The 16,858-nt window shown below is 55.1% G+C and carries 17 protein-coding genes and 1 other RNA gene; 12 read left to right on the top strand and 6 right to left on the bottom strand.

What is annotated here, in order from left to right:
- The first annotated feature begins 239 nt into the window (after positions 1–239).
- The 5 genes from rnpB (at position 240) to rimK (ending at position 3,369) form a co-directional block, all read left to right on the top strand.
- Positions 240–590: RNase P RNA component class A (rnpB, locus tag A1355_RS12115), an RNA gene on the top strand.
- A gap of 27 nt (positions 591–617) precedes the next feature.
- Positions 618–1,241, top strand: coding sequence for a methylthioribulose 1-phosphate dehydratase (locus A1355_RS12110; protein ID WP_082885512.1), 624 nt, complete (start codon positions 618–620; stop codon positions 1,239–1,241).
- Positions 1,238–1,795, top strand: a complete 558-nt coding sequence (locus tag A1355_RS12105) for a 1,2-dihydroxy-3-keto-5-methylthiopentene dioxygenase (protein ID WP_064028420.1) — start codon at positions 1,238–1,240, stop codon at positions 1,793–1,795. The genes A1355_RS12110 and A1355_RS12105 overlap by 4 nt, the downstream gene beginning before the upstream one ends.
- Positions 1,792–2,466, top strand: coding sequence for an acireductone synthase (gene mtnC / locus A1355_RS12100; protein WP_064028418.1), 675 nt, complete (start codon positions 1,792–1,794; stop codon positions 2,464–2,466). Before A1355_RS12105 ends, mtnC begins: the two co-directional genes overlap by 4 nt.
- 15 nt (positions 2,467–2,481) lie before the next feature.
- Positions 2,482–3,369: a 30S ribosomal protein S6--L-glutamate ligase gene (rimK, locus tag A1355_RS12095; protein WP_064028416.1), complete on the top strand. Its 888-nt coding sequence runs from the start codon at positions 2,482–2,484 to the stop codon at positions 3,367–3,369.
- Between the two features lie 10 nt (positions 3,370–3,379).
- On the opposite strand, the gene A1355_RS12090 is transcribed toward rimK, so the two are convergent.
- Both A1355_RS12090 and A1355_RS12085 read right to left on the bottom strand, forming a co-directional pair.
- The gene (locus A1355_RS12090; RefSeq protein ID WP_064028413.1) at positions 3,380–4,612 is read right to left on the bottom strand and encodes a sialidase family protein; all 1,233 of its coding nucleotides are present in this window, start codon (positions 4,610–4,612) and stop codon (positions 3,380–3,382) included.
- Positions 4,613–4,756: 144 nt separating this feature from the next.
- Positions 4,757–7,177 carry a TonB-dependent receptor gene (locus A1355_RS12085; protein WP_064028411.1) on the bottom strand — a complete coding sequence of 807 codons (2,421 nt, stop codon included), beginning with the start codon at positions 7,175–7,177 and terminating at the stop codon, positions 4,757–4,759.
- 404 nt (positions 7,178–7,581) lie between these two features.
- Here A1355_RS12085 and A1355_RS12080 point away from each other — a divergent pair, with 404 nt between their 5' ends.
- On the top strand, positions 7,582–8,070 hold the full coding sequence (locus A1355_RS12080; RefSeq protein ID WP_064028428.1) for a TlpA family protein disulfide reductase: 489 nt from the start codon (positions 7,582–7,584) through the stop codon (positions 8,068–8,070).
- 27 nt (positions 8,071–8,097) lie between these two features.
- Here the strand turns inward: A1355_RS12080 and A1355_RS12075 are convergent, their stop codons facing one another.
- Genes A1355_RS12075 through A1355_RS12065 form a run of 3 tightly spaced genes read right to left on the bottom strand, consistent with a single transcriptional unit; the run spans position 8,098 to position 9,989 of the window.
- The gene (locus A1355_RS12075) at positions 8,098–8,508 is read right to left on the bottom strand and encodes an ExbD/TolR family protein (protein ID WP_064028409.1); all 411 of its coding nucleotides are present in this window, start codon (positions 8,506–8,508) and stop codon (positions 8,098–8,100) included.
- A 3-nt stretch (positions 8,509–8,511) separates the two neighbouring features.
- Positions 8,512–9,180: a MotA/TolQ/ExbB proton channel family protein gene (locus A1355_RS12070; protein WP_064028407.1), complete on the bottom strand. Its 669-nt coding sequence runs from the start codon at positions 9,178–9,180 to the stop codon at positions 8,512–8,514.
- A 14-nt stretch (positions 9,181–9,194) separates the two neighbouring features.
- On the bottom strand, positions 9,195–9,989 hold the full coding sequence (locus A1355_RS12065) for an energy transducer TonB (RefSeq protein ID WP_064028405.1): 795 nt from the start codon (positions 9,987–9,989) through the stop codon (positions 9,195–9,197).
- 236 nt (positions 9,990–10,225) lie between these two features.
- Here A1355_RS12065 and A1355_RS12060 point away from each other — a divergent pair, with 236 nt between their 5' ends.
- Entirely contained in the window at positions 10,226–12,112 is a 1,887-nt protein-coding gene (locus tag A1355_RS12060; RefSeq protein WP_064028403.1) for a potassium transporter Kup, read from the top strand.
- Between the two features lie 65 nt (positions 12,113–12,177).
- Here the strand turns inward: A1355_RS12060 and A1355_RS12055 are convergent, their stop codons facing one another.
- Complete coding sequence (locus tag A1355_RS12055; RefSeq protein ID WP_064028400.1) at positions 12,178–12,636, bottom strand: hypothetical protein; 459 nt, start codon at positions 12,634–12,636, stop codon at positions 12,178–12,180.
- A gap of 99 nt (positions 12,637–12,735) precedes the next feature.
- Here A1355_RS12055 and A1355_RS12050 point away from each other — a divergent pair, with 99 nt between their 5' ends.
- From A1355_RS12050 to mmoZ, 5 genes are read left to right on the top strand one after another with little or no spacing between them, the layout of a single operon-like run.
- Positions 12,736–12,969 carry a hypothetical protein gene (locus A1355_RS12050; RefSeq protein WP_139306385.1) on the top strand — a complete coding sequence of 78 codons (234 nt, stop codon included), beginning with the start codon at positions 12,736–12,738 and terminating at the stop codon, positions 12,967–12,969.
- 20 nt (positions 12,970–12,989) lie between these two features.
- The gene (gene mmoX, locus A1355_RS12045) at positions 12,990–14,573 is read left to right on the top strand and encodes an aromatic/alkene monooxygenase hydroxylase subunit alpha (RefSeq protein WP_064028395.1); all 1,584 of its coding nucleotides are present in this window, start codon (positions 12,990–12,992) and stop codon (positions 14,571–14,573) included.
- Positions 14,574–14,608: 35 nt separating this feature from the next.
- Positions 14,609–15,787, top strand: a complete 1,179-nt coding sequence (gene mmoY / locus A1355_RS12040; protein WP_064028393.1) for an aromatic/alkene monooxygenase hydroxylase subunit beta — start codon at positions 14,609–14,611, stop codon at positions 15,785–15,787.
- A gap of 10 nt (positions 15,788–15,797) precedes the next feature.
- Positions 15,798–16,220 carry a methane monooxygenase regulator MmoB gene (gene mmoB / locus A1355_RS12035; protein ID WP_064028391.1) on the top strand — a complete coding sequence of 141 codons (423 nt, stop codon included), beginning with the start codon at positions 15,798–15,800 and terminating at the stop codon, positions 16,218–16,220.
- A gap of 12 nt (positions 16,221–16,232) precedes the next feature.
- Positions 16,233–16,736 (top strand): aromatic/alkene monooxygenase hydroxylase subunit gamma, encoded by a 504-nt coding sequence (gene mmoZ / locus A1355_RS12030; protein WP_064028389.1) that lies wholly within the window; start codon positions 16,233–16,235, stop codon positions 16,734–16,736.
- Positions 16,737–16,858: the final 122 nt, after the last annotated feature.

Raw genomic sequence — 16,858 nt, 5'->3', positions numbered from 1 at the left:
CCTGAGCGGAGCCGAAGGGATTCGAGTGGCAAGCGCTAGATTCTGATCGTTTTGCCTGCAACGCAAAAAACCATGCGCGCAAGTTTCTCCGTCTTGGGTGCTCGGAAGCCGGCGTCCGTTCGAATCTAAAGGGCGACAACGACGCCGCCGTTCGGATTGCTGAGCGGGTAGGTTGCGCTTTGGCGACCTTTCGCGTTCGTCCCGCCCAATTTTTTGGCTTTGTCTGTATAATCGCCGCCAGAGTTGGCCGAACAGTCGCCGTTTCGCGTAAGCGGGAGGGAGGAAAGTCCGGGCTCCATAGGGCAGGGTGCCAGGTAATGCCTGGGAGGCGCGAGCCTACGGAAAGTGCCGCAGAAAATATACCGCCTGGTTCGAATCGAACCCGGTAAGGGTGAAATGGTGCGGTAAGAGCGCACCGCGCAACTGGTAACAGGTGTGGCAGGGTAAACCCCACCCGGAGCAAGATCAAATAGAGGAGCATTGGCGTGGCCCGCGCTGTTCCTGGGTAGATTGCTTGAGCGCTTGGGTGATCAAGCGCCTAGATGAATGGCTGTTCACGACAGAACCCGGCTTACAGGCCAACTCTTTCCCTTCTTTTGCAATCCGCAAAATATTCCATGACATCCAAGACCGACGAATTTTTCCGGAAGGCGGAGCAATTGATTGCCGCCGGCCGTTTCATCGACAGCAAGGGCTGGGTGCCGGCGACCAGCGGCAATTTTTCGGCCAGACTTTCCGACGGCAATATCGCGATTACCGTCTCCGGCCGCCACAAGGGCCGGCTGGAACCGGACGACATCATGTTGATCGACAGTCGCGGCCAGTCGCTGGACGGTAAGAAGCCGTCGGCGGAGACCTTGCTGCATACCTCGATTTACCAACGTTTTCCGCAAGTGCAAGCGGTGTTGCATCCGCATTCGGTCAACGCCACGCTGACGGCGCGCCTGTTTCAACACGAAATCGTGCTGGAAGACTACGAATTGTTGAAGGCCCTGCCCGGCATCGCCACCCACGAAACCCGGATCGTCGTGCCGATTTTCGCCAACGATCAGGATATTCCGCGCTTGGCGGCCAGGGTCGAGGCCTATATGGATGCCCACGACGATGTCCACGGCTACATCATCGCCGGCCACGGGTTTTACACGTGGGGCGCGTCGGTGGACGATGCCTTGCGCCATTTGGAAGCACTGGAGTTTTTATTCGACATTGAAATTCGCCTACATGGAGTAACACGCTTATGAGCGCTTTAACGATTTTTCCCGCCGGCCAACCCGATCAAGGCCGCACCTTCCGCGAGTTTGCCGACATCGCCGATCGTTTGCGCGATTTAGGCGTGCAATTCGAGCGCTGGCAAGCCGAGCAAGCGTTCGGCGCCGATGCCGATAGCGACATGGTTTTAAGCGCTTACCAAGCTTCGATCGACCAACTGAAACGGCAATACGGTTTTCAGTCGGTGGACGTGATCAGTCTGAACGCCGAGCATCCGAACAAGGAGGCTTTGCGGCAGAAGTTTTTATCCGAGCACACCCACAGCGATTTCGAAGTACGCTTCTTTGTGGAAGGCCGCGGCCTGTTTTACTTGCACGTTGGCGATCAAGTCTATGCGGTGCTGTGCGAACAAGGCGATCTGATCAGCGTGCCGGCCAATACCACGCATTGGTTCGATATGGGCGAAAACCCGGCATTTAAATGCATCCGCCTGTTCACCACCGAAGACGGCTGGGTGGCCGAGTTTACCGGCGACCGCATTGCCGAGCGCTTTCCGACCCTGGATCAATACCTGGCCACGCTATGATAGAAGCCATCGTCACCGATATCGAAGGTACTACCTCGTCGCTATCCTTCGTCAAGGAGGTGTTGTTTCCTTACGCGCGGACGCATTTGGCCGATTATGTCGCAAGCCACGCCGACGAGCCGCAAGTTCGGACGTTGTTGGACGATGCTGCTCAATTGATGGGCGGGACGCCGGATCGGGCCGCGATTGTCGAACAATTGCGAGCCTGGATAGACGCCGATCAAAAGATTACGCCTTTGAAATCCTTGCAAGGCTTGATCTGGTTGGACGGCTACCGCAACGGCGATTTCACCGGTCACATTTATGAGGATGCGGTACGCAATCTTAAGGCTTGGCATGCCCAGGGCTATCAGCTGTACGTGTACTCGTCCGGCTCGGTGCAGGCGCAAAAATTGTTGTTCGGCCATAGCGATTTCGGCGATTTGACGCCGCTGTTTTCCGGCTACTTCGATACTCACATCGGCGGCAAGCGCGAAGCCGAGTCCTACCGGCGTATCGCCGCCGCGCTGGGTTTACCGTCCGACCGGATTTTATTCCTGTCGGACATACGCGAAGAACTGGATGCGGCTCGCGAAGCCGGCATGGCAACGCGCTGGTTGGTGCGCGAGCAAGTCCCCAATCCCGATGCGGAACATCCGCAAGTCGCCGATTTCGACGCCGTGCGGCCCTGACCACGGCCGGCGGCCATGAAAATTGCGATCCTGTCCCGCGACGCCACTCTGTATTCCAGCGTGCGGTTGGTCGAGGCCGCCACGGCGCGCGGACATCAGGCCAGGGTGTTCGACCCGACCCATTGCTATATGAACATCACGTCGATGAAGCCGTCGATCCATTACATGGGCGAGGATTTGTTGAGTTACGACGCGGTGATTCCGCGCATCGGCGCGTCGATCACCTTTTACGGCACGGCGGTATTGCGCCAGTTCGAGGTGATGAACACGTTCACGTTGAATAACTCGGCGGCGATCAGCCGTTCCCGCGACAAACTGGCATCCAGCCAATTATTGGCCCGCAAAGGTATCGATCTGCCGATTACCGCGTTCGCGCACAATCCCGACAACATCGAAGACCTGATCGCCGAAGTCGGCGGCGCGCCGCTGGTGATTAAATTGGTGGAAGGCTCGCAAGGCATCGGCGTGGTGCTGGCCGAAACGCATAACGCCGCGCATAGCGTGATTCAGGCCTTCATGGGTTTGAACGCCAACATCATGGTGCAGGAATTTATCCAGGAAGCGGCCGGCAGCGACATTCGCTGTTTTGTCATCGGCGAAAAGGTGGTGGCGGCGATGAAACGCCAAGGCCGCGAAGGCGAGTTCCGCTCCAATCTGCATCGCGGCGGCAGCGCCAGCGTGGTCCGGCTGACGCCGCAAGAACGCGCCACCGCGGTCGGCGCCGCGAAAGTGATGGGTTTGGATGTCTGCGGCGTGGATTTGCTGCGTTCCAAGCGCGGACCGTTGGTGATGGAAGTCAATTCCTCGCCGGGGCTGGAAGGTATCGAAAAAACCTGTGGTAAGGACATCGCCGGCTTGATGATCGAATATATCGAAAAAAACGCCAAAAAAAAGCCGGCATAAGTTCGGCTGTTTACTGGGTCAGCGGAACGAAGCGGTAGCCGCGATCCGTTTGCCAGGACAAATACACGTCCCGGTCGTCTCCGATCAGAAAGGCGTCATCGGCCTTGCCTGTCGTGGTTGCCAAGGTTTCTGCCGGCGACCAGCTTTCGCCGGAATCGCCCGAGTGCAGGTGCCTCACTATATTCCGATTGCCGTCGAATTCGGACCAAACCACCCAAACTTGTCGGTCTTTGGCTAGCACGTGGGGGTGTTTGGCGCCGGCGCCGCCAAATGGATACGGCGGGGAAAAGTCTCGGCCCTGATTGATCGAGCGGGTATAAAACAGGCCCGGCCGGGATTCGGTGCCGCTAAACCAGACCACATGATAGGCGCCGTCGTCGATGGACAGCGCCGGGCCGTGGTGAGGACAGGCGTCGATTTTCCAGTTTGCGTTTTCGACGCGCTTGACGGGGCCAGGCGTGTCCCAGTCTACGAATTTGTCGATGGCGTGATCGCGGATGCCGCCGTCGAAAACATGCCGCCAAAGGACTACCGGCAGATTGTCGCTGTCGATCTCGGTACCCAGACGGCAGCATTCGCAACTGTGAGGGGCCAGTATCCGGTTGGGTTGAAAGCTTTGTCCGCCGTCCCGCGACCAAGTGAAATAGACCGCCGAGCCGTCGAAGGGCCGATTTTCGGCTTTGGCCTTGTCCTTATCGCGAGCGTCCAGCCATGCGATGAAGACTTCGCCATTTTGCCCGACCGCAAGGCTGTCGAAGCGGTGGCCGGTGATATTGGGATCGTCGTTGATCGTGACCGGTTTGCTAAAACTTCGCCCGCCATCGTCGGAACGAGAAAATCGAATGTGCCCGCTATGGCGTTTTTCCAGATTCTGGGTCCAAGTCACGAATAAATTGCCTTGTCGATCGGTTTTGATTTTGGGCCGATACTCGCCGTGCGAGGCGACGGCTTCCGGTTCGGCATTGACCCGCGATGGCTCGGAGAAGTGCCGGCCTTTGTCGGTCGAGGACTGTAAATAAACGTGCTTGTCGTTGGCCCAGACGATCCAAAGCGTGCCGTCGGCGTCGAAGGTCGGCGTGACGGTATCCGAGCAAGCGCGATGGGGTGTCGGTGCCGGGCAAGCCGGCGCCGGGTCGGCGGGCGATGCTTCGGCCAAGGTTGGCGATTCGGTCGATAGCGGTTGTCCGGCGCAGCCGTTAAATAGCCAAAGCGCCGCGATTGCAAAAACACAGGTTTTTTTCATGGGGTGAAGTGTTTAGCCGGCGCTTCGGTCGTGCTTGCGGAAGTCGGCGGCGGTTGTCGGGCGGGGCTGCTTCCAATAGCCCCGCTGTTTCGGGTCCGGGCCGCTGGGTAGCGGACATCGGCTGTTCGGTGGCGGGTTTGCCGTCTAGAACTTGTAGCCGATTTGAGCAAAGAATGTCCGTTGCGGCAACGGATGGTTAAAGAAGGCTTGATAGTCGTTGATATTGTCGACCCCCGCCGAGATATGTCCGGCGTTGTTGAAGCGGTAGGTGGCTTTCAGATCGACGTAGACCGATTCGGTAAAGGCCGCGTAATAGGGCAATTGCAGATCCTTGTTGTCGAGCTGGGCGTACATTCTGCCTTGGTAGCGGGTACCGACCGAAAAGTCCCAGTCTTTGCCGTAGTGGTAGGTCGTTAACAGGTTGGCTCGATAGTCAGGTAGCAGCGGAAAGCTCTTGCTGACGTAATTGACGTTGGCATCGTTCTTCAGAATCTTCGAATTCAAAATCGTCGTATCCAGTTTGATGTCGAAATTCGAGTCGAATACCCGGTCTTGGTTGATTGTCAGATCGATACCGTTAATTTCCACTTCGTCTATCGACGCCAACAGGCTGCTGAAGTTACTGGCGTTCAGGTTCAAGCCGCCCGGCCCGAAGGTAGCGGGGTCTTGAGCGATCAATAACGAGTTGGAGATCGTCGAACTGTAAATGGCGTTGCGCACGTTTTCATGGAACAGATTCAAGCGGATATACCCGTTATTGAAATCGTACTCCCCCATCAGGTTGTGGTGGGTTCCGTCTTCCGGTTTCAATAGGGAATTGGCCAAACTGACGCTACCCCTCAAACTGTTCGAGTTGTCGAACAATTCGCCGACCAGCGGAAACCGGTAGGCCTTGGCGACCGAGTAGCGGAATTTCCAGCGGCCCGGTTCGTAGCCCAACGAGAATTTTGGCGACCATGTCGATGCTTGACGGTCCCGCGGCGAGTAATTATTGTTGCCGGACAGATAAATGCCGTCGGACACGTTCCAACGTTCCAACCGGCTACCGAATGTGGCGTCCCAGTCCTGGATAAACCGCCATGACAGTTGGCCGAACAGACCGTAGGTGTCGGTCGCGCCGCCGCTACGCAAGGTTAGCCGGTCGCGATTGGTGCTCGTATAGTTGCTGGTACTGTATTGGCTGGTGAACATTTTGGCGTGTTGATATTCCATGCCGGTCGAAAACGACAGGTCTTCGCGATCGAAGAACTTTTGGTTGTCGAATTTCGTTGAAATATTGACCCAGCCCATGCTGTCGACATCGCTGATTTGGCCGGCATTGGTATTGTTGGGGTCGCTGGGATTCAAGGACGAGGAGACCGTCTGGTCGTGCAGGACGTCAAAATAACTGACGTGGGTGTCGGTGTTCCAATTGCCGAATAGCTGGCCTTTCAAGCCGCCACCTAGCGTTAGAGTTTGCCGATTTTGTTGGCTGGCGCCGAAATTGGTCCCGACCGGGACGATCCGTAAGCCGTTGTAGTTGTAAGTCGTGCTGCCGTTACCGTAGACCGGCGTACCGTCGGCCTTGCGCAGATAAGTTTGGCCAACGCTGGTGACGTCCAGATTTTCGAAAGCGACGGTGAACAAAGCGTCGAGTTGCGGATTGATTTGATAGCCGCCTTTCCATTTGTACAAATCGTCCACCGAATGCACGACACCGCTGTCGCCATAGGATAGTCGAGGCTGGCCGGCATAACCGCCTTGGTTGGCCTGATTCCCGACGGCTCGGGGATTGCGCTCGAGATAGGCGCCGCTGACCGATCCGGCTCCGGAGGTGTAGGCTCTTAGCGCGCCGCCGTTGGCACCGGACGTATTCGAGTAGTTATAGGTGGTCATCGGCTGGCCTTCGTTCTCTAAATGGTTGTAAGAGAAGTAGCTGCTGAAGTCGCCGAACTTATCGCCGTAAGAGCCGAAGGTCCTGAATCCTTGCAGGTTTTTGCTGGTGCCTTCGAACTGATAGGGTTGGAAGATATAGGTTGCCTCGGTATAGACCTCGCGCTTTTGCGGTAGCAGAGTATTGAAGTTGATCACGCCGCCCATGGCGTTTCCGCTGTATTCGGCGGAGAACGGTCCCGATAGAATATCGACCGATTTGATTTCGCCCGGACCGATCAATCCCCAGCGCGGCGAGCCGTTGAACGAATATTGCAAGGCGTTCCAGATTGGCATGCCATCCATGAATACCATGACCCGGCCGCCTTGGTAAGGATTGGAGCCGCGCATGCCGACCGGTGCATTCGGATCGCCGATATAACGTTGTCGGACGAATACGCCGGATTCGAATTTGATTGAATCGGAGGTGGTGACGGCGTTGGTCTCGGCGATGTCTTTTTTGGAGATTTTGGTTTTAGGCGTTGATAGGTCGGTTTTCGAGGGCTTTTCCGGGCGGCCGTCTTCGGAATCTTCCGAAACGATAACATCGGCTAGTGTGTTGTCCTTGGATTCCGCCGCTTGCAAATTATGCGATGAATGCAGGATGGTGGGTAGTGCCAGTAGCAATGATGTCTTTTTTATGGTTTCTCGCATGTCGAGTGTTCCTTGAAAATAAAATTGACTCGCCAAGGCCGGACGGAAGCGTGTTCGCCCGGTTTTGGGAATAGCGTTGCGCGAGCAATTTTGGAGCCTGTAATTCAAGGCAATGATAAATAAATGGTTTTATTCGGGAGGGAGCCAATATTTAAATAAACTATGTTATATAAAATATTAATGGCTGGCAGTATCTGGGAAATCACCGAAAATGGACTGCGGCGGGGTCCGGCAGATTGGCGGTTATTAAGCCGTTGAAGCCAAATCTGCGATAGTGCTCAAACAATTTTCGGCAATTCAGGCGAACCGTGACGCTTGAGATTCTTGGTCGCAAAATGGTGGCGGCAAATGATTTTAAAACTATGTTATTTGACGGAGTTTTACTCCGTATTGCCGAGGAAATGATGAAAATACTTAGATGGCTGGTTTGGGTTGCGTGCGTGCTGGCCGGCTGGCATTCGGCTGTTGCCGATGAGATAGCGTTCAAGCCGTTTCGGATCGATAGCTATCGGCAAATTCTTGCCGAGTCCGCGCACGCGCCGTTGTTGTTGGCGATTTGGTCGGTGGATTGTCCGTCCTGCCTGAAAGACATGAAGAACTTAAGGGCGCTGCACGAAAAACATCCGGAGCTGAAGATCGTCATGCTCGCGGTCGACGACGGCGAGGCTTTGCCGGAGATACGCAGAATCATTGGCGATGAGCGTCTGGCGGCGTTGGAGAACTGGGTTTTCGCCGACGAAACTCCGGAAAAATTGCGCTATGAAATCGATCCGGCGTGGTTCGGGGAATTGCCTAGAACCTATTTCTTCGATGCGGCCCATCGGCGAACAGGCAAGAGCGGTGCCTTAACGATGGATGAGTTCGAGGCCGAACTCGCCAAGTTAAAGCACTAGGCCTTAGGCAATCCTTGGTTTGGCGCCTTATTGCTCGACGGTGACGAAGGCCAGTTTGGAAATACCGGCATGTTGCACCGTTGCCATCACTTCGGCGACTTTACCGTAGTTAACGCCTTGGTCCGCGTAGATGTGGATCACGATGTCGGGATTGGCGGCTAATTCGCCCTGCAACGTGGTCTCCAATCCAGCCAAGTCGGCGATCGGGTTTTTGTTCAGCGTGACGCCGCCCTGCGCGTCGATGCCGAGTTGCATCGGTTGTTTTTCGGTGTCAGGGGTGGTCGAGGCGGTTTTGGGTAGCGCCACGTTGACCGATTGCGTTAACAGCGGCGCGGTGACCAGCAGGATGATCACCAGTACCAACATGACGTCGACCAGCGGCGTGACGTTGATTTCGCTAACGGCTTCGTCTTCTTCGGAATTGGTTTTAAAGCCCATCGATTACTCCTTGTCTTTGGCGTTGTCGCCGAACGCGATATGCAGGAAACCGTCCACGAAATTTTCCAGTGAGGCGCGGTGATGCTTAGCCCGGCGCATGAAAAAATTGTAGGCCAATACGGCCGGAACCGCTACGGCGATACCGATCGCGGTGGCGATTAGCGCGTCGCCGATCGGACCGGCGACCACGTCCAGACTGGCCGAGCCGCTGGCGCTGATGTCGTGCATTGCGTGCATGATGCCCAACACTGTGCCGAATAAGCCGACGAACGGCGCGGTGCTGCCGATACTGGCCAGCATCGTCAGTCCGCTTTCCATTTTGCGCTGTTCCATCTGGGTTTGGTGCCGCAAGGTTTGCTCCAGCAAGTCTTGCGGCGAGCCGCGGAATCGCAGGCTTGCGCAAGTCTCGGGATGGCTCATTTCAGCCAGCCAAGTAAAGCCGCAGGTTGCGACACGCGCCTTAGGGCCGCGCAACTTTTCGGCTGGCAATTGCTGGGCGGCGGATAGATCGGCTGAGTCCCAAAACGCTTCGTTGAATTGCTTGTTGTAATAGTTGTTTTTAGCGAACTGCCAGATTTTGAAAAAAATCAAAGTCCAGGTTATCAACGAAAACGCCAGCAACGTATACAACGTGGCGTCGATAACCAATTCCGGGGCTATATGGTAGGGCATTAATTTCTCCGTTTTTATTCACGCAATGTAAAGATGATGGGGACGATCACCGAGCTGGCTACCGGTGTTTCGCCGCGTTTGGCAGGGATGAATTTCCATTGTTTGACCGCTTCGACCGCCGAGTCGTCCAAAACCTCGTGACCGCTGCTGTGCTCCACCGCCACGGCATCGGCCAAGCCTTCGGCGGACACTTGCACTTTCAGCAATACCTTTCCCTGCCAGCCCCGGCTTTTGGCGATCATCGGATATTCCGGCTTGGGATTATGAGCGTAGTTAGCCCGAAAATTGGCTTCGGTAAAGGGCTCGGCCTGAGTTGCGGTACTGGTGGTTTGCGTCACCGACGGCGACGGATTGGCCGGTGCGGTCACCGGCGTCGGCTGGGTTTCGGCCGCCGCTTCGCTGGGCGCGTACTCCGGTGCTTTTTGCACGATGGGTGGCGCCTTTTTGGGCAGCGGCTTGGGTTTGGGCTTGGGTTTGATTTCGGGCGGTTTTTTCTCGGGAGGCGCCGGGGCGGGCGGTGGCGGCGCCACGCTGGGTTTGGGCGCCGAGATCGCGATCATCGACACTTCCATCATCAGCGGTTGCGCTTGCGTCAAGGCTTCCACAGGCTGCAACAGTTGTCGCAAGCCCCAAACATGAACCAGCAGTACCAACACGCTCAGCAAACTCAGCATATTGGAAGGCTTTTCCTCGCCCAGCAATGTTCGCCAAATCGAAGTTCTCGCCTCCCGCGGAGATGGTCCCGTGCCGCCAAAGTTTGCTAGCGGGCTGATCTGCAAAGCCTCTTCGTGGGTTTTAAATAAATACATGAATGCAATGAGTGCTGGAAGGTATGCAGGTTCTAAATTCGATCTTACATTGTAAGTTATTTGCCGGTCCGGGATGAACTTCGCTTCATCTGCGAGTTAGTCATTCCCTGGAAAACAGCCTCATTAACATAAGACGATTCAGAAAATAAAATCCCCACCAAAGAATTGCGATTGCGGTCAATTCTGGGTTATGTGGCATAATTTCAACAGCTTTTCGCTTGCATCCAACACTCGCCATGCCTTCGAAACACCCATTCCCCCCCAAGGAAAAACTTTCTACTCTCGCGCTAAGCGCTATCGGCGTGGTGTTTGGCGATATCGGCACGAGTCCGCTTTACGCGATGAAAGAGGTGTTTCACGGCGGCTTGCCAACCGATACCGAACATGTGCTCGGGGTGTTGTCGCTGATCTTTTGGTCGCTGACATTGGTCGTCAGCACCAAATATGCCACGTTTATCATGCGGGCCGACAATCGCGGCGAAGGCGGCATCATGGCCTTGATGGCGCTGGCGCTGCGAGGCGCCAGAAACGATCCGCGCCGTAAGGGATTCATCGTCACGCTGGGTTTGCTTGGCGCCTCGTTGTTTTACGGCGATAGCATTATTACGCCGGCAATCTCGGTGTTGGGTGCGGTGGAGGGCTTAAAGGTCATCGCGCCCCGTTTACACGAATACGTCGTGCCGGCCGCGATCGCGGTATTGAGCTTGTTGTTCATTTTGCAAGTCAAGGGTACCGGCGTCGTCGGCCGCTTGTTCTCGCCGATCATGTGCGCTTGGTTCGCCACCCTGGCATTGCTGGGCATCGTCAATATCGGTAGCGCCCCCGAAGTCTTGATGGCGATCAATCCCTTTCATGCCCTGCATTTGTTGGTAGAGATCGGCTGGAAGGGCTTTTTGATCATGGGAGCCATCGTGTTGGTCATCACCGGCGCTGAGGCCTTGTATGCCGACATGGGGCATTTCGGTTTGAAGCCGATACGTTGCGCATGGTTCTTCGTGGTGTTTCCGGCGCTGATGCTGAATTATTTTGGTCAGGGCGCCTTGCTGATCAGCGATCCGTCGGCGATACGCAATCCGTTTTATCTGTTGGCGCCGAATTGGGCGCAATATCCGCTGCTGATTTTGTCGACGCTGACGACGGTGATCGCTTCGCAGGCCGTGATTTCCGGCGCGTTTTCGGTGACCCGGCAGGCGATACAACTCGGTTATTGCCCACGGATGACCGTGCGGCATACCTCCGGCTATGAAATGCGCCAGGTTTACGTGCCGGCCATCAACGGTTTGATGGCGGTTTGCGTGTTCGTGCTGGTGTTAAGTTTTAAATCGGCTTCGGCGTTGGCTTCCGCTTACGGCATCGCCGTGACAGGTACCATGATCGTCGATACAGTTCTGGCCTTCATCGTCATTCAGGGCTTGTGGCGTTGGAATCGCCCCACTAGCATCGCATTTCTGTCTATTTTCCTATCGGTGGATTTGTTGTTCTTGGCGTCCAACAGCTTGAAGATTCCGACCGGCGGCTGGCTGCCGCTGGTGGTGGGCGCAATATTGTTCTTGGTGATGACGACTTGGATCAAGGGGCGCGAATTACTGGCCAAATATCTCGAAGATCGGCGGGTGTTGTTCGAAGAACTGGAAGAACGGTTGAAGACCCAGCCGCCGGTGACGGTGCCCGGCACCGCGATTTACATGGCCCGCAGCATGCACGGGGTTCCGCAAGTTTTGTTGCACAATTTGGAGCACAACCGGGTGTTGCACGAGAAGATCATCGTGTTGACGATCGTGACCACCGAAGAGCCTTACGTCGACGAATCTCATCGCGTAAAAATCAGGGCGTTCGGCCATAACCGCAGTTTTTACCGAGTGAAGCTCTATTTCGGTTTTCAGGAGGAACAGGATGTGCGCCGCGCTTTGCAACTGTGTTGCCATGAAGGTTTGGACATCAACCAAAAGACCGTGTCGTTTTTCATTGGTAGCGAGCGCTTGTCGTTCCGTCGTAAGAGCCCGATGCCTAAATGGCGCCGTTCCTTATTCAGTTTCCTGACTCATAACTCGACCAGTGCGATCGAGTATTTCAAAATCCCCGTCGAGCGCGTGATCGAGTTAGGCATTCGCATAGAACTCTAAGCGACTAAATCCCGTTGGCCGAGGCCCGGCTAACGTCAGGTCGCTGCTTTCCCAAGCGATGATTCTCAATGGCGGCGTTCGCCGTGTTCGTGATGGCGATGATGTTCGCTGCCGGCGGCATTGGCGGTAGGCCCGCCGCTGAAATCGTGTCTTGTCTCGGTCTCGCTCCGATGGCCGCGTTCCCCCCAGCCCTCGCTTCCGTGCGACTCGTGGTGCCCCACCCCGCCATGCCAGTTATTCTCGTGATGTTCGTGGTTTCCGGAATTCGATTCGCGTCGCTCATGGTGCTCATGGCGATCCCTATCGTGATGATCGCGGTAGTGGCCGGGTTGAATGTAATAGGTGCCGTAGTTGAATTGCGTGCCGGGAGAGTAATAACCGCTACCGTAACCCTGATAGGGCTGATACACGCCGTAACTGGAGCCATACCCGTAACCGGTGTAGCCACGTTGGTAATAACCCGTCGCACAACCCGACAGGGTGAACGCGGCAATCGCCAGTATCGTGACTTGCAAGGTTTTCATACGGTGCCTCTGGGCTGTTCGCTCGATTGATTTGAGTGGGTTCCAGAGTAGCCGCGTCCCCTTAATGGCCGCTTAATCGCCGCGAACCGGTCGCTTCGATTGAACGTCTTATTTCTAAGCAACGTCCAGAAAGTGGACGCTAATTCCGCTGTATTGGCGCTGGCTTCGGCGGCTTTCAAATTATTGATTCAGATCAAAAAAATTGCTTTTGTTCAAGTTGGTACGCTGCTTGCACTATTAGGCACCGAGGCCTGCGCCGCCCCGCAGATGAAAGCACTTCAAGACGACGAAAAGCACCCCGCCGATCGGCGCCGGCCTCGATCAAACCTATAACAGTACAATGAGGAATCAACATGGCTATAAGTGCAGCAACAAAAGCCGCAACCGATGCCTTGGCCGTCAATCGCGCGCCAACCAGCGTCAACGCCCAGGAAGTCCATCGGTGGTTGCAAAGTTTCACTTGGGACTTTGACAAAAATCGCACCAAGTATCCTACCAAGTACAAAATGGCGAATGAAACCAAGGAACAGTTCAAGCTGATCGCCAAGGAATACGCCAGAATGGAGTCGGTCAAGGACGAGCGCCAGTTCGGCAGTTTGCAAGACGTGCTGACTCGTTTGGACGCGGGCAATCGGGTGCATCCGAAATGGGGCGAAACCATGAAAGTCGCTTCCAACTTCTTGGAAGTGGGCGAATACAATGCGATCGCCGCGACCGGCATGCTGTGGGATTCGGCTTCCGCGCCCGAGCAAAAAAACGGCTACTTGGCTCAGGTGTTGGATGAAATTCGCCACACCAACCAATGCGGTTACGTAAACTACTACTTCAGCAAGCATTTCCACGATCCCGCCGGCCATAACGATGCACGCCGGACTCGTACCATCGGCCCGCTGTGGAAAGGTATGAAGCGGGTGTTCTCCGACGGCTTTATCTCCGGCGATGCGGTCGAGTGCTCGGTTAACCTGCAATTGGTCGGCGAGGCTTGCTTCACCAATCCGTTGATCGTCGCGATCACTGAATGGGCGGCGGCCAACGGCGACGAAATTACCCCGACCGTGTTCCTGTCGATCGAAACCGACGAGTTGCGCCACATGGCCAACGGTTATCAAACCGTGGTGTCCATCGCCAACGACGCGGCGGCTTCCAAATATCTGAACACCGATTTGAACAACGCGTTCTGGACCCAACAAAAATACTTCACGCCGGTATTGGGTATGTTGTTTGAGTACGGCTCGAAATTCAAAGTCGAGCCTTGGGTCAAAACCTGGAACCGCTGGGTTTACGAAGACTGGGGTGGCATCTGGATCGGCCGTCTAGGCAAATATGGTGTCGAATCGCCACGCAGTTTGCGCGATGCGAAAAAAGACGCGTATTGGGCTCACCACGACCTGTTCCTGTTGGCCTATGCCTTGTGGCCCACCGGTTTCTTCCGCTTGACGCTGCCGACCGCCGAAGAAGCGGACTGGTTCGAAGCCAACTATCCAGGCTGGTACGACCAATACGGCAAAATCTACGACGAGTGGCGCGCGCGCGGTTGCGAAGATCCGAACAGCGGCTTTATTCCGTTGATGTGGTTCATCGAAAACAACCATCCGATCTACATCGACCGCGTTTCGCAAGTACCGTTCTGCCCTTCATTGTGCAAAGGCGCCAGCACGCTGAGAGTCCACGAGTACAACGGCAAAAAACATTCGTTTAGCGACGAATGGGGCGAGCGGATGTGGTTGAGCGAGCCGGAACGTTACGAATGCCAAAACATGTTCGAACAATATGCGGGACGCGAATTGTCCGAAGTAATCGCCGAACAGCACGGCGTGCGTAGCGACGGTAAAACCTTGATCGCCCAACCGCACACCAACAAAAACGGCAAGTTGTGGACCTTGGACGACATCAAAAAGCTGAACTGCGTGTTTAAAGACCCGCTGGACGCTCTGTAAACGTCGTTCTTACCACTATCTTAGGAGACAGCTCAATGTCTGTACAAGTACAACAAGGAAAACGCGGATTGACCGATCCGGAAATGGTCAAAGAAATTCTGGAAGCCATTCCCGATCAGCCGCTGGATACACAACGTAAGATGAACTACTTCGTTAAGCCGCGCGGTCGCCGGCTGACCGAATACGAAGTATTGACCTGCTATGCGCAACCCACCCCGGACTGGATTCCCGGGGGGTTGGACTGGGGCGATTGGACTCAAAAATTCCACGGCGGCCGTCCGTCCTGGGGTAACGAGACTACTGAACTGCATTCCACCGACTGGCACAAACACCGCGATCCCGCTAAACGTTGGCACGCACCGTACGTGAAAGACAAAGCGGAGGAATGGCGTTACACCGATCGTTTCCTGCTGGCGTATTCATCCGAAGGTCAAGTGCGCTCGATCGACCCCATTTGGCGCGACGAAGTATTGAACGACTATCTCGGCGCGTTTTGCTTCAACGAGTACGGTTTGTTCAACGCGCATTCCTCGGCGTCCCGCGACTGCCTGGGCGATACCTTGCGGATGAGTATCGCGATGATCGGCTTCGATAAAGTCGATAACGCGCAAATGATCCAATTGGAAAGAACCTTTTTGGCGAAATTGGTGCCTGGATTTCCTGAATCCACCGACGAACCGAAACGCGAATGGACGCAAGGGGCCATCTACAAAGGTGCGCGCGAAACGGTTCAGGACATCTGGCAAGCCACGTACGACTGGAACGAAATCCTGTGGTCTTGCCACATGGTTTACGACCCCTTGTTCGGCCAGTTCGTGCGTCGGGAGTTTTTCCAACGCCTGTCCTCCTACTACGGTGATACCTTGACGCCGTTTTTTATCAACCAAATGCAGTTGTATTTCTCGCAAACCAAGGGTATCACCTCCGACATGTTCTTCGAATGTCTAGGTGACGACGCTGAGTTCGGCGACTACAACCGCCGGATGATGCGGGCTTGGACCGACAAATGGTTGCCAAGAACAGTGCAAGCATTGCAGGATTTCATGGGCATTTTTACAAAAATCCCGACCATTCCCGGTGTGACCAGCAAGGATGCCGTTGAGGCTGCGTTAGAGCGGGTCTTCGACGACTGGAAACTCGATTATGCCGACAAAGTCAGCTACAAATTCGACAAAGCGGCCATTATCAAAACCATTCTGCAAGGCTTGAAATAAGGAGAGCAACATGTCAGTCAGTTCTAACGCGTACGGCGCCGGCATTATGGCCAAAACCGGCAAAGCTTTTGCCGACGAGTATTTCGCCGAAGAAAACCAAGTGGTGCATGAAAGCAACGAAGTGGTTCTGGTGCTGAAAAAATCCGACGAGATTAATATCGTCGTCGACGAAATCTTGCTGGGCGATCGCAAGGCCGACAATCCGACTTTAGTGGTCGAAGACCGCGCCGGCTACTGGTGGTTGAAAGCCACCGGCAAGATCGAAGTCGATTGCGAGGAAGTCTCGGAGTTGTTGGGTCGTCACTTCAGCGTCTATGACTTCCTGGTGGACGTTTCGTCCACGATCGGCCGTGCCTTTACCCTGGGCGAGAAATTCACCATCACTTCGGAGTTGATGGGCCTGGATCGTCAATTGGAAGACCTGAAATCATAGGAGTTTTTACCCATGGCAAATTACAACATTCATGACAACCCGGTTCGCGATGAATGGATCAAAAAAATCGGTTCGCTCAATACGCTGGCCAAAGGCGTGGAAATGCTTAACGAGTTTCGTCTCAAGTACACCACGCCGCTTCGTGCAAGCTATGATCTTGAACTCGATTGGGGTTGGATCGAGTGCAAGCTCGAGGAAAAAGTAGCCTTGTTGAAACACAAGGAGCTTAACGATCAGCAAATCCAAAACCAATGCGCCAACGGCGCCGATGCCCAGAAGGAAGCGGATGCGGTGCTTGCCAAAATGGCGGCCTGCACCGATAAATTCGCGGCGGAAAAAATCCATATTGGTTTCCGCCAAGCCTTTAAGCCGCCGATGATGCCGGTCAACGTATTCATGGATACCGACCGCATTCTCGGCACCAAGCTGATGGAGTTGCGTAACACCGACTATTACGAAATGTCTCTCGAAGATCTACGCAAAGTGCGTGGCGTCAGAGTCGTGACATTGCAATAGTCGGGCATCGAATTGTCGGCGAACGGGCCTTTATTCGTATGCGGGAGGCCCGTTCTCCGGCATGTTAGGGTTCCGCCATGGATGGCGGGCTCTTCTTTCCCCCGGTTTTTTCGGTTGGGGCG

It is taken from the genome of Methylomonas koyamae (assembly GCF_001644025.1).
GTDB classification, from domain to species: domain Bacteria; phylum Pseudomonadota; class Gammaproteobacteria; order Methylococcales; family Methylomonadaceae; genus Methylomonas; species Methylomonas koyamae_A.
The sequence above is the reverse complement of the archived record's forward strand: the minus strand, read 5'-3'. Positions and strand labels throughout refer to the sequence as shown.

Coding starts and splice junctions, on each gene's coding strand:
- A1355_RS12110 (WP_082885512.1), top strand. CDS start 618: ATGACATCCAAGACCGACGAATTTTTCCGGAAGGCGGAGCAATTGATT.
- A1355_RS12105 (WP_064028420.1), top strand. CDS start 1,238: ATGAGCGCTTTAACGATTTTTCCCGCCGGCCAACCCGATCAAGGCCGC.
- mtnC (WP_064028418.1), top strand. CDS start 1,792: ATGATAGAAGCCATCGTCACCGATATCGAAGGTACTACCTCGTCGCTA.
- rimK (WP_064028416.1), top strand. CDS start 2,482: ATGAAAATTGCGATCCTGTCCCGCGACGCCACTCTGTATTCCAGCGTG.
- A1355_RS12090 (WP_064028413.1), bottom strand. CDS start 4,612: ATGAAAAAAACCTGTGTTTTTGCAATCGCGGCGCTTTGGCTATTTAAC.
- A1355_RS12085 (WP_064028411.1), bottom strand. CDS start 7,177: ATGCGAGAAACCATAAAAAAGACATCATTGCTACTGGCACTACCCACC.
- A1355_RS12080 (WP_064028428.1), top strand. CDS start 7,582: ATGAAAATACTTAGATGGCTGGTTTGGGTTGCGTGCGTGCTGGCCGGC.
- A1355_RS12075 (WP_064028409.1), bottom strand. CDS start 8,508: ATGGGCTTTAAAACCAATTCCGAAGAAGACGAAGCCGTTAGCGAAATC.
- A1355_RS12070 (WP_064028407.1), bottom strand. CDS start 9,180: ATGCCCTACCATATAGCCCCGGAATTGGTTATCGACGCCACGTTGTAT.
- A1355_RS12065 (WP_064028405.1), bottom strand. CDS start 9,989: ATGTATTTATTTAAAACCCACGAAGAGGCTTTGCAGATCAGCCCGCTA.
- A1355_RS12060 (WP_064028403.1), top strand. CDS start 10,226: ATGCCTTCGAAACACCCATTCCCCCCCAAGGAAAAACTTTCTACTCTC.
- A1355_RS12055 (WP_064028400.1), bottom strand. CDS start 12,636: ATGAAAACCTTGCAAGTCACGATACTGGCGATTGCCGCGTTCACCCTG.
- mmoX (WP_064028395.1), top strand. CDS start 12,990: ATGGCTATAAGTGCAGCAACAAAAGCCGCAACCGATGCCTTGGCCGTC.
- mmoY (WP_064028393.1), top strand. CDS start 14,609: ATGTCTGTACAAGTACAACAAGGAAAACGCGGATTGACCGATCCGGAA.
- mmoB (WP_064028391.1), top strand. CDS start 15,798: ATGTCAGTCAGTTCTAACGCGTACGGCGCCGGCATTATGGCCAAAACC.
- mmoZ (WP_064028389.1), top strand. CDS start 16,233: ATGGCAAATTACAACATTCATGACAACCCGGTTCGCGATGAATGGATC.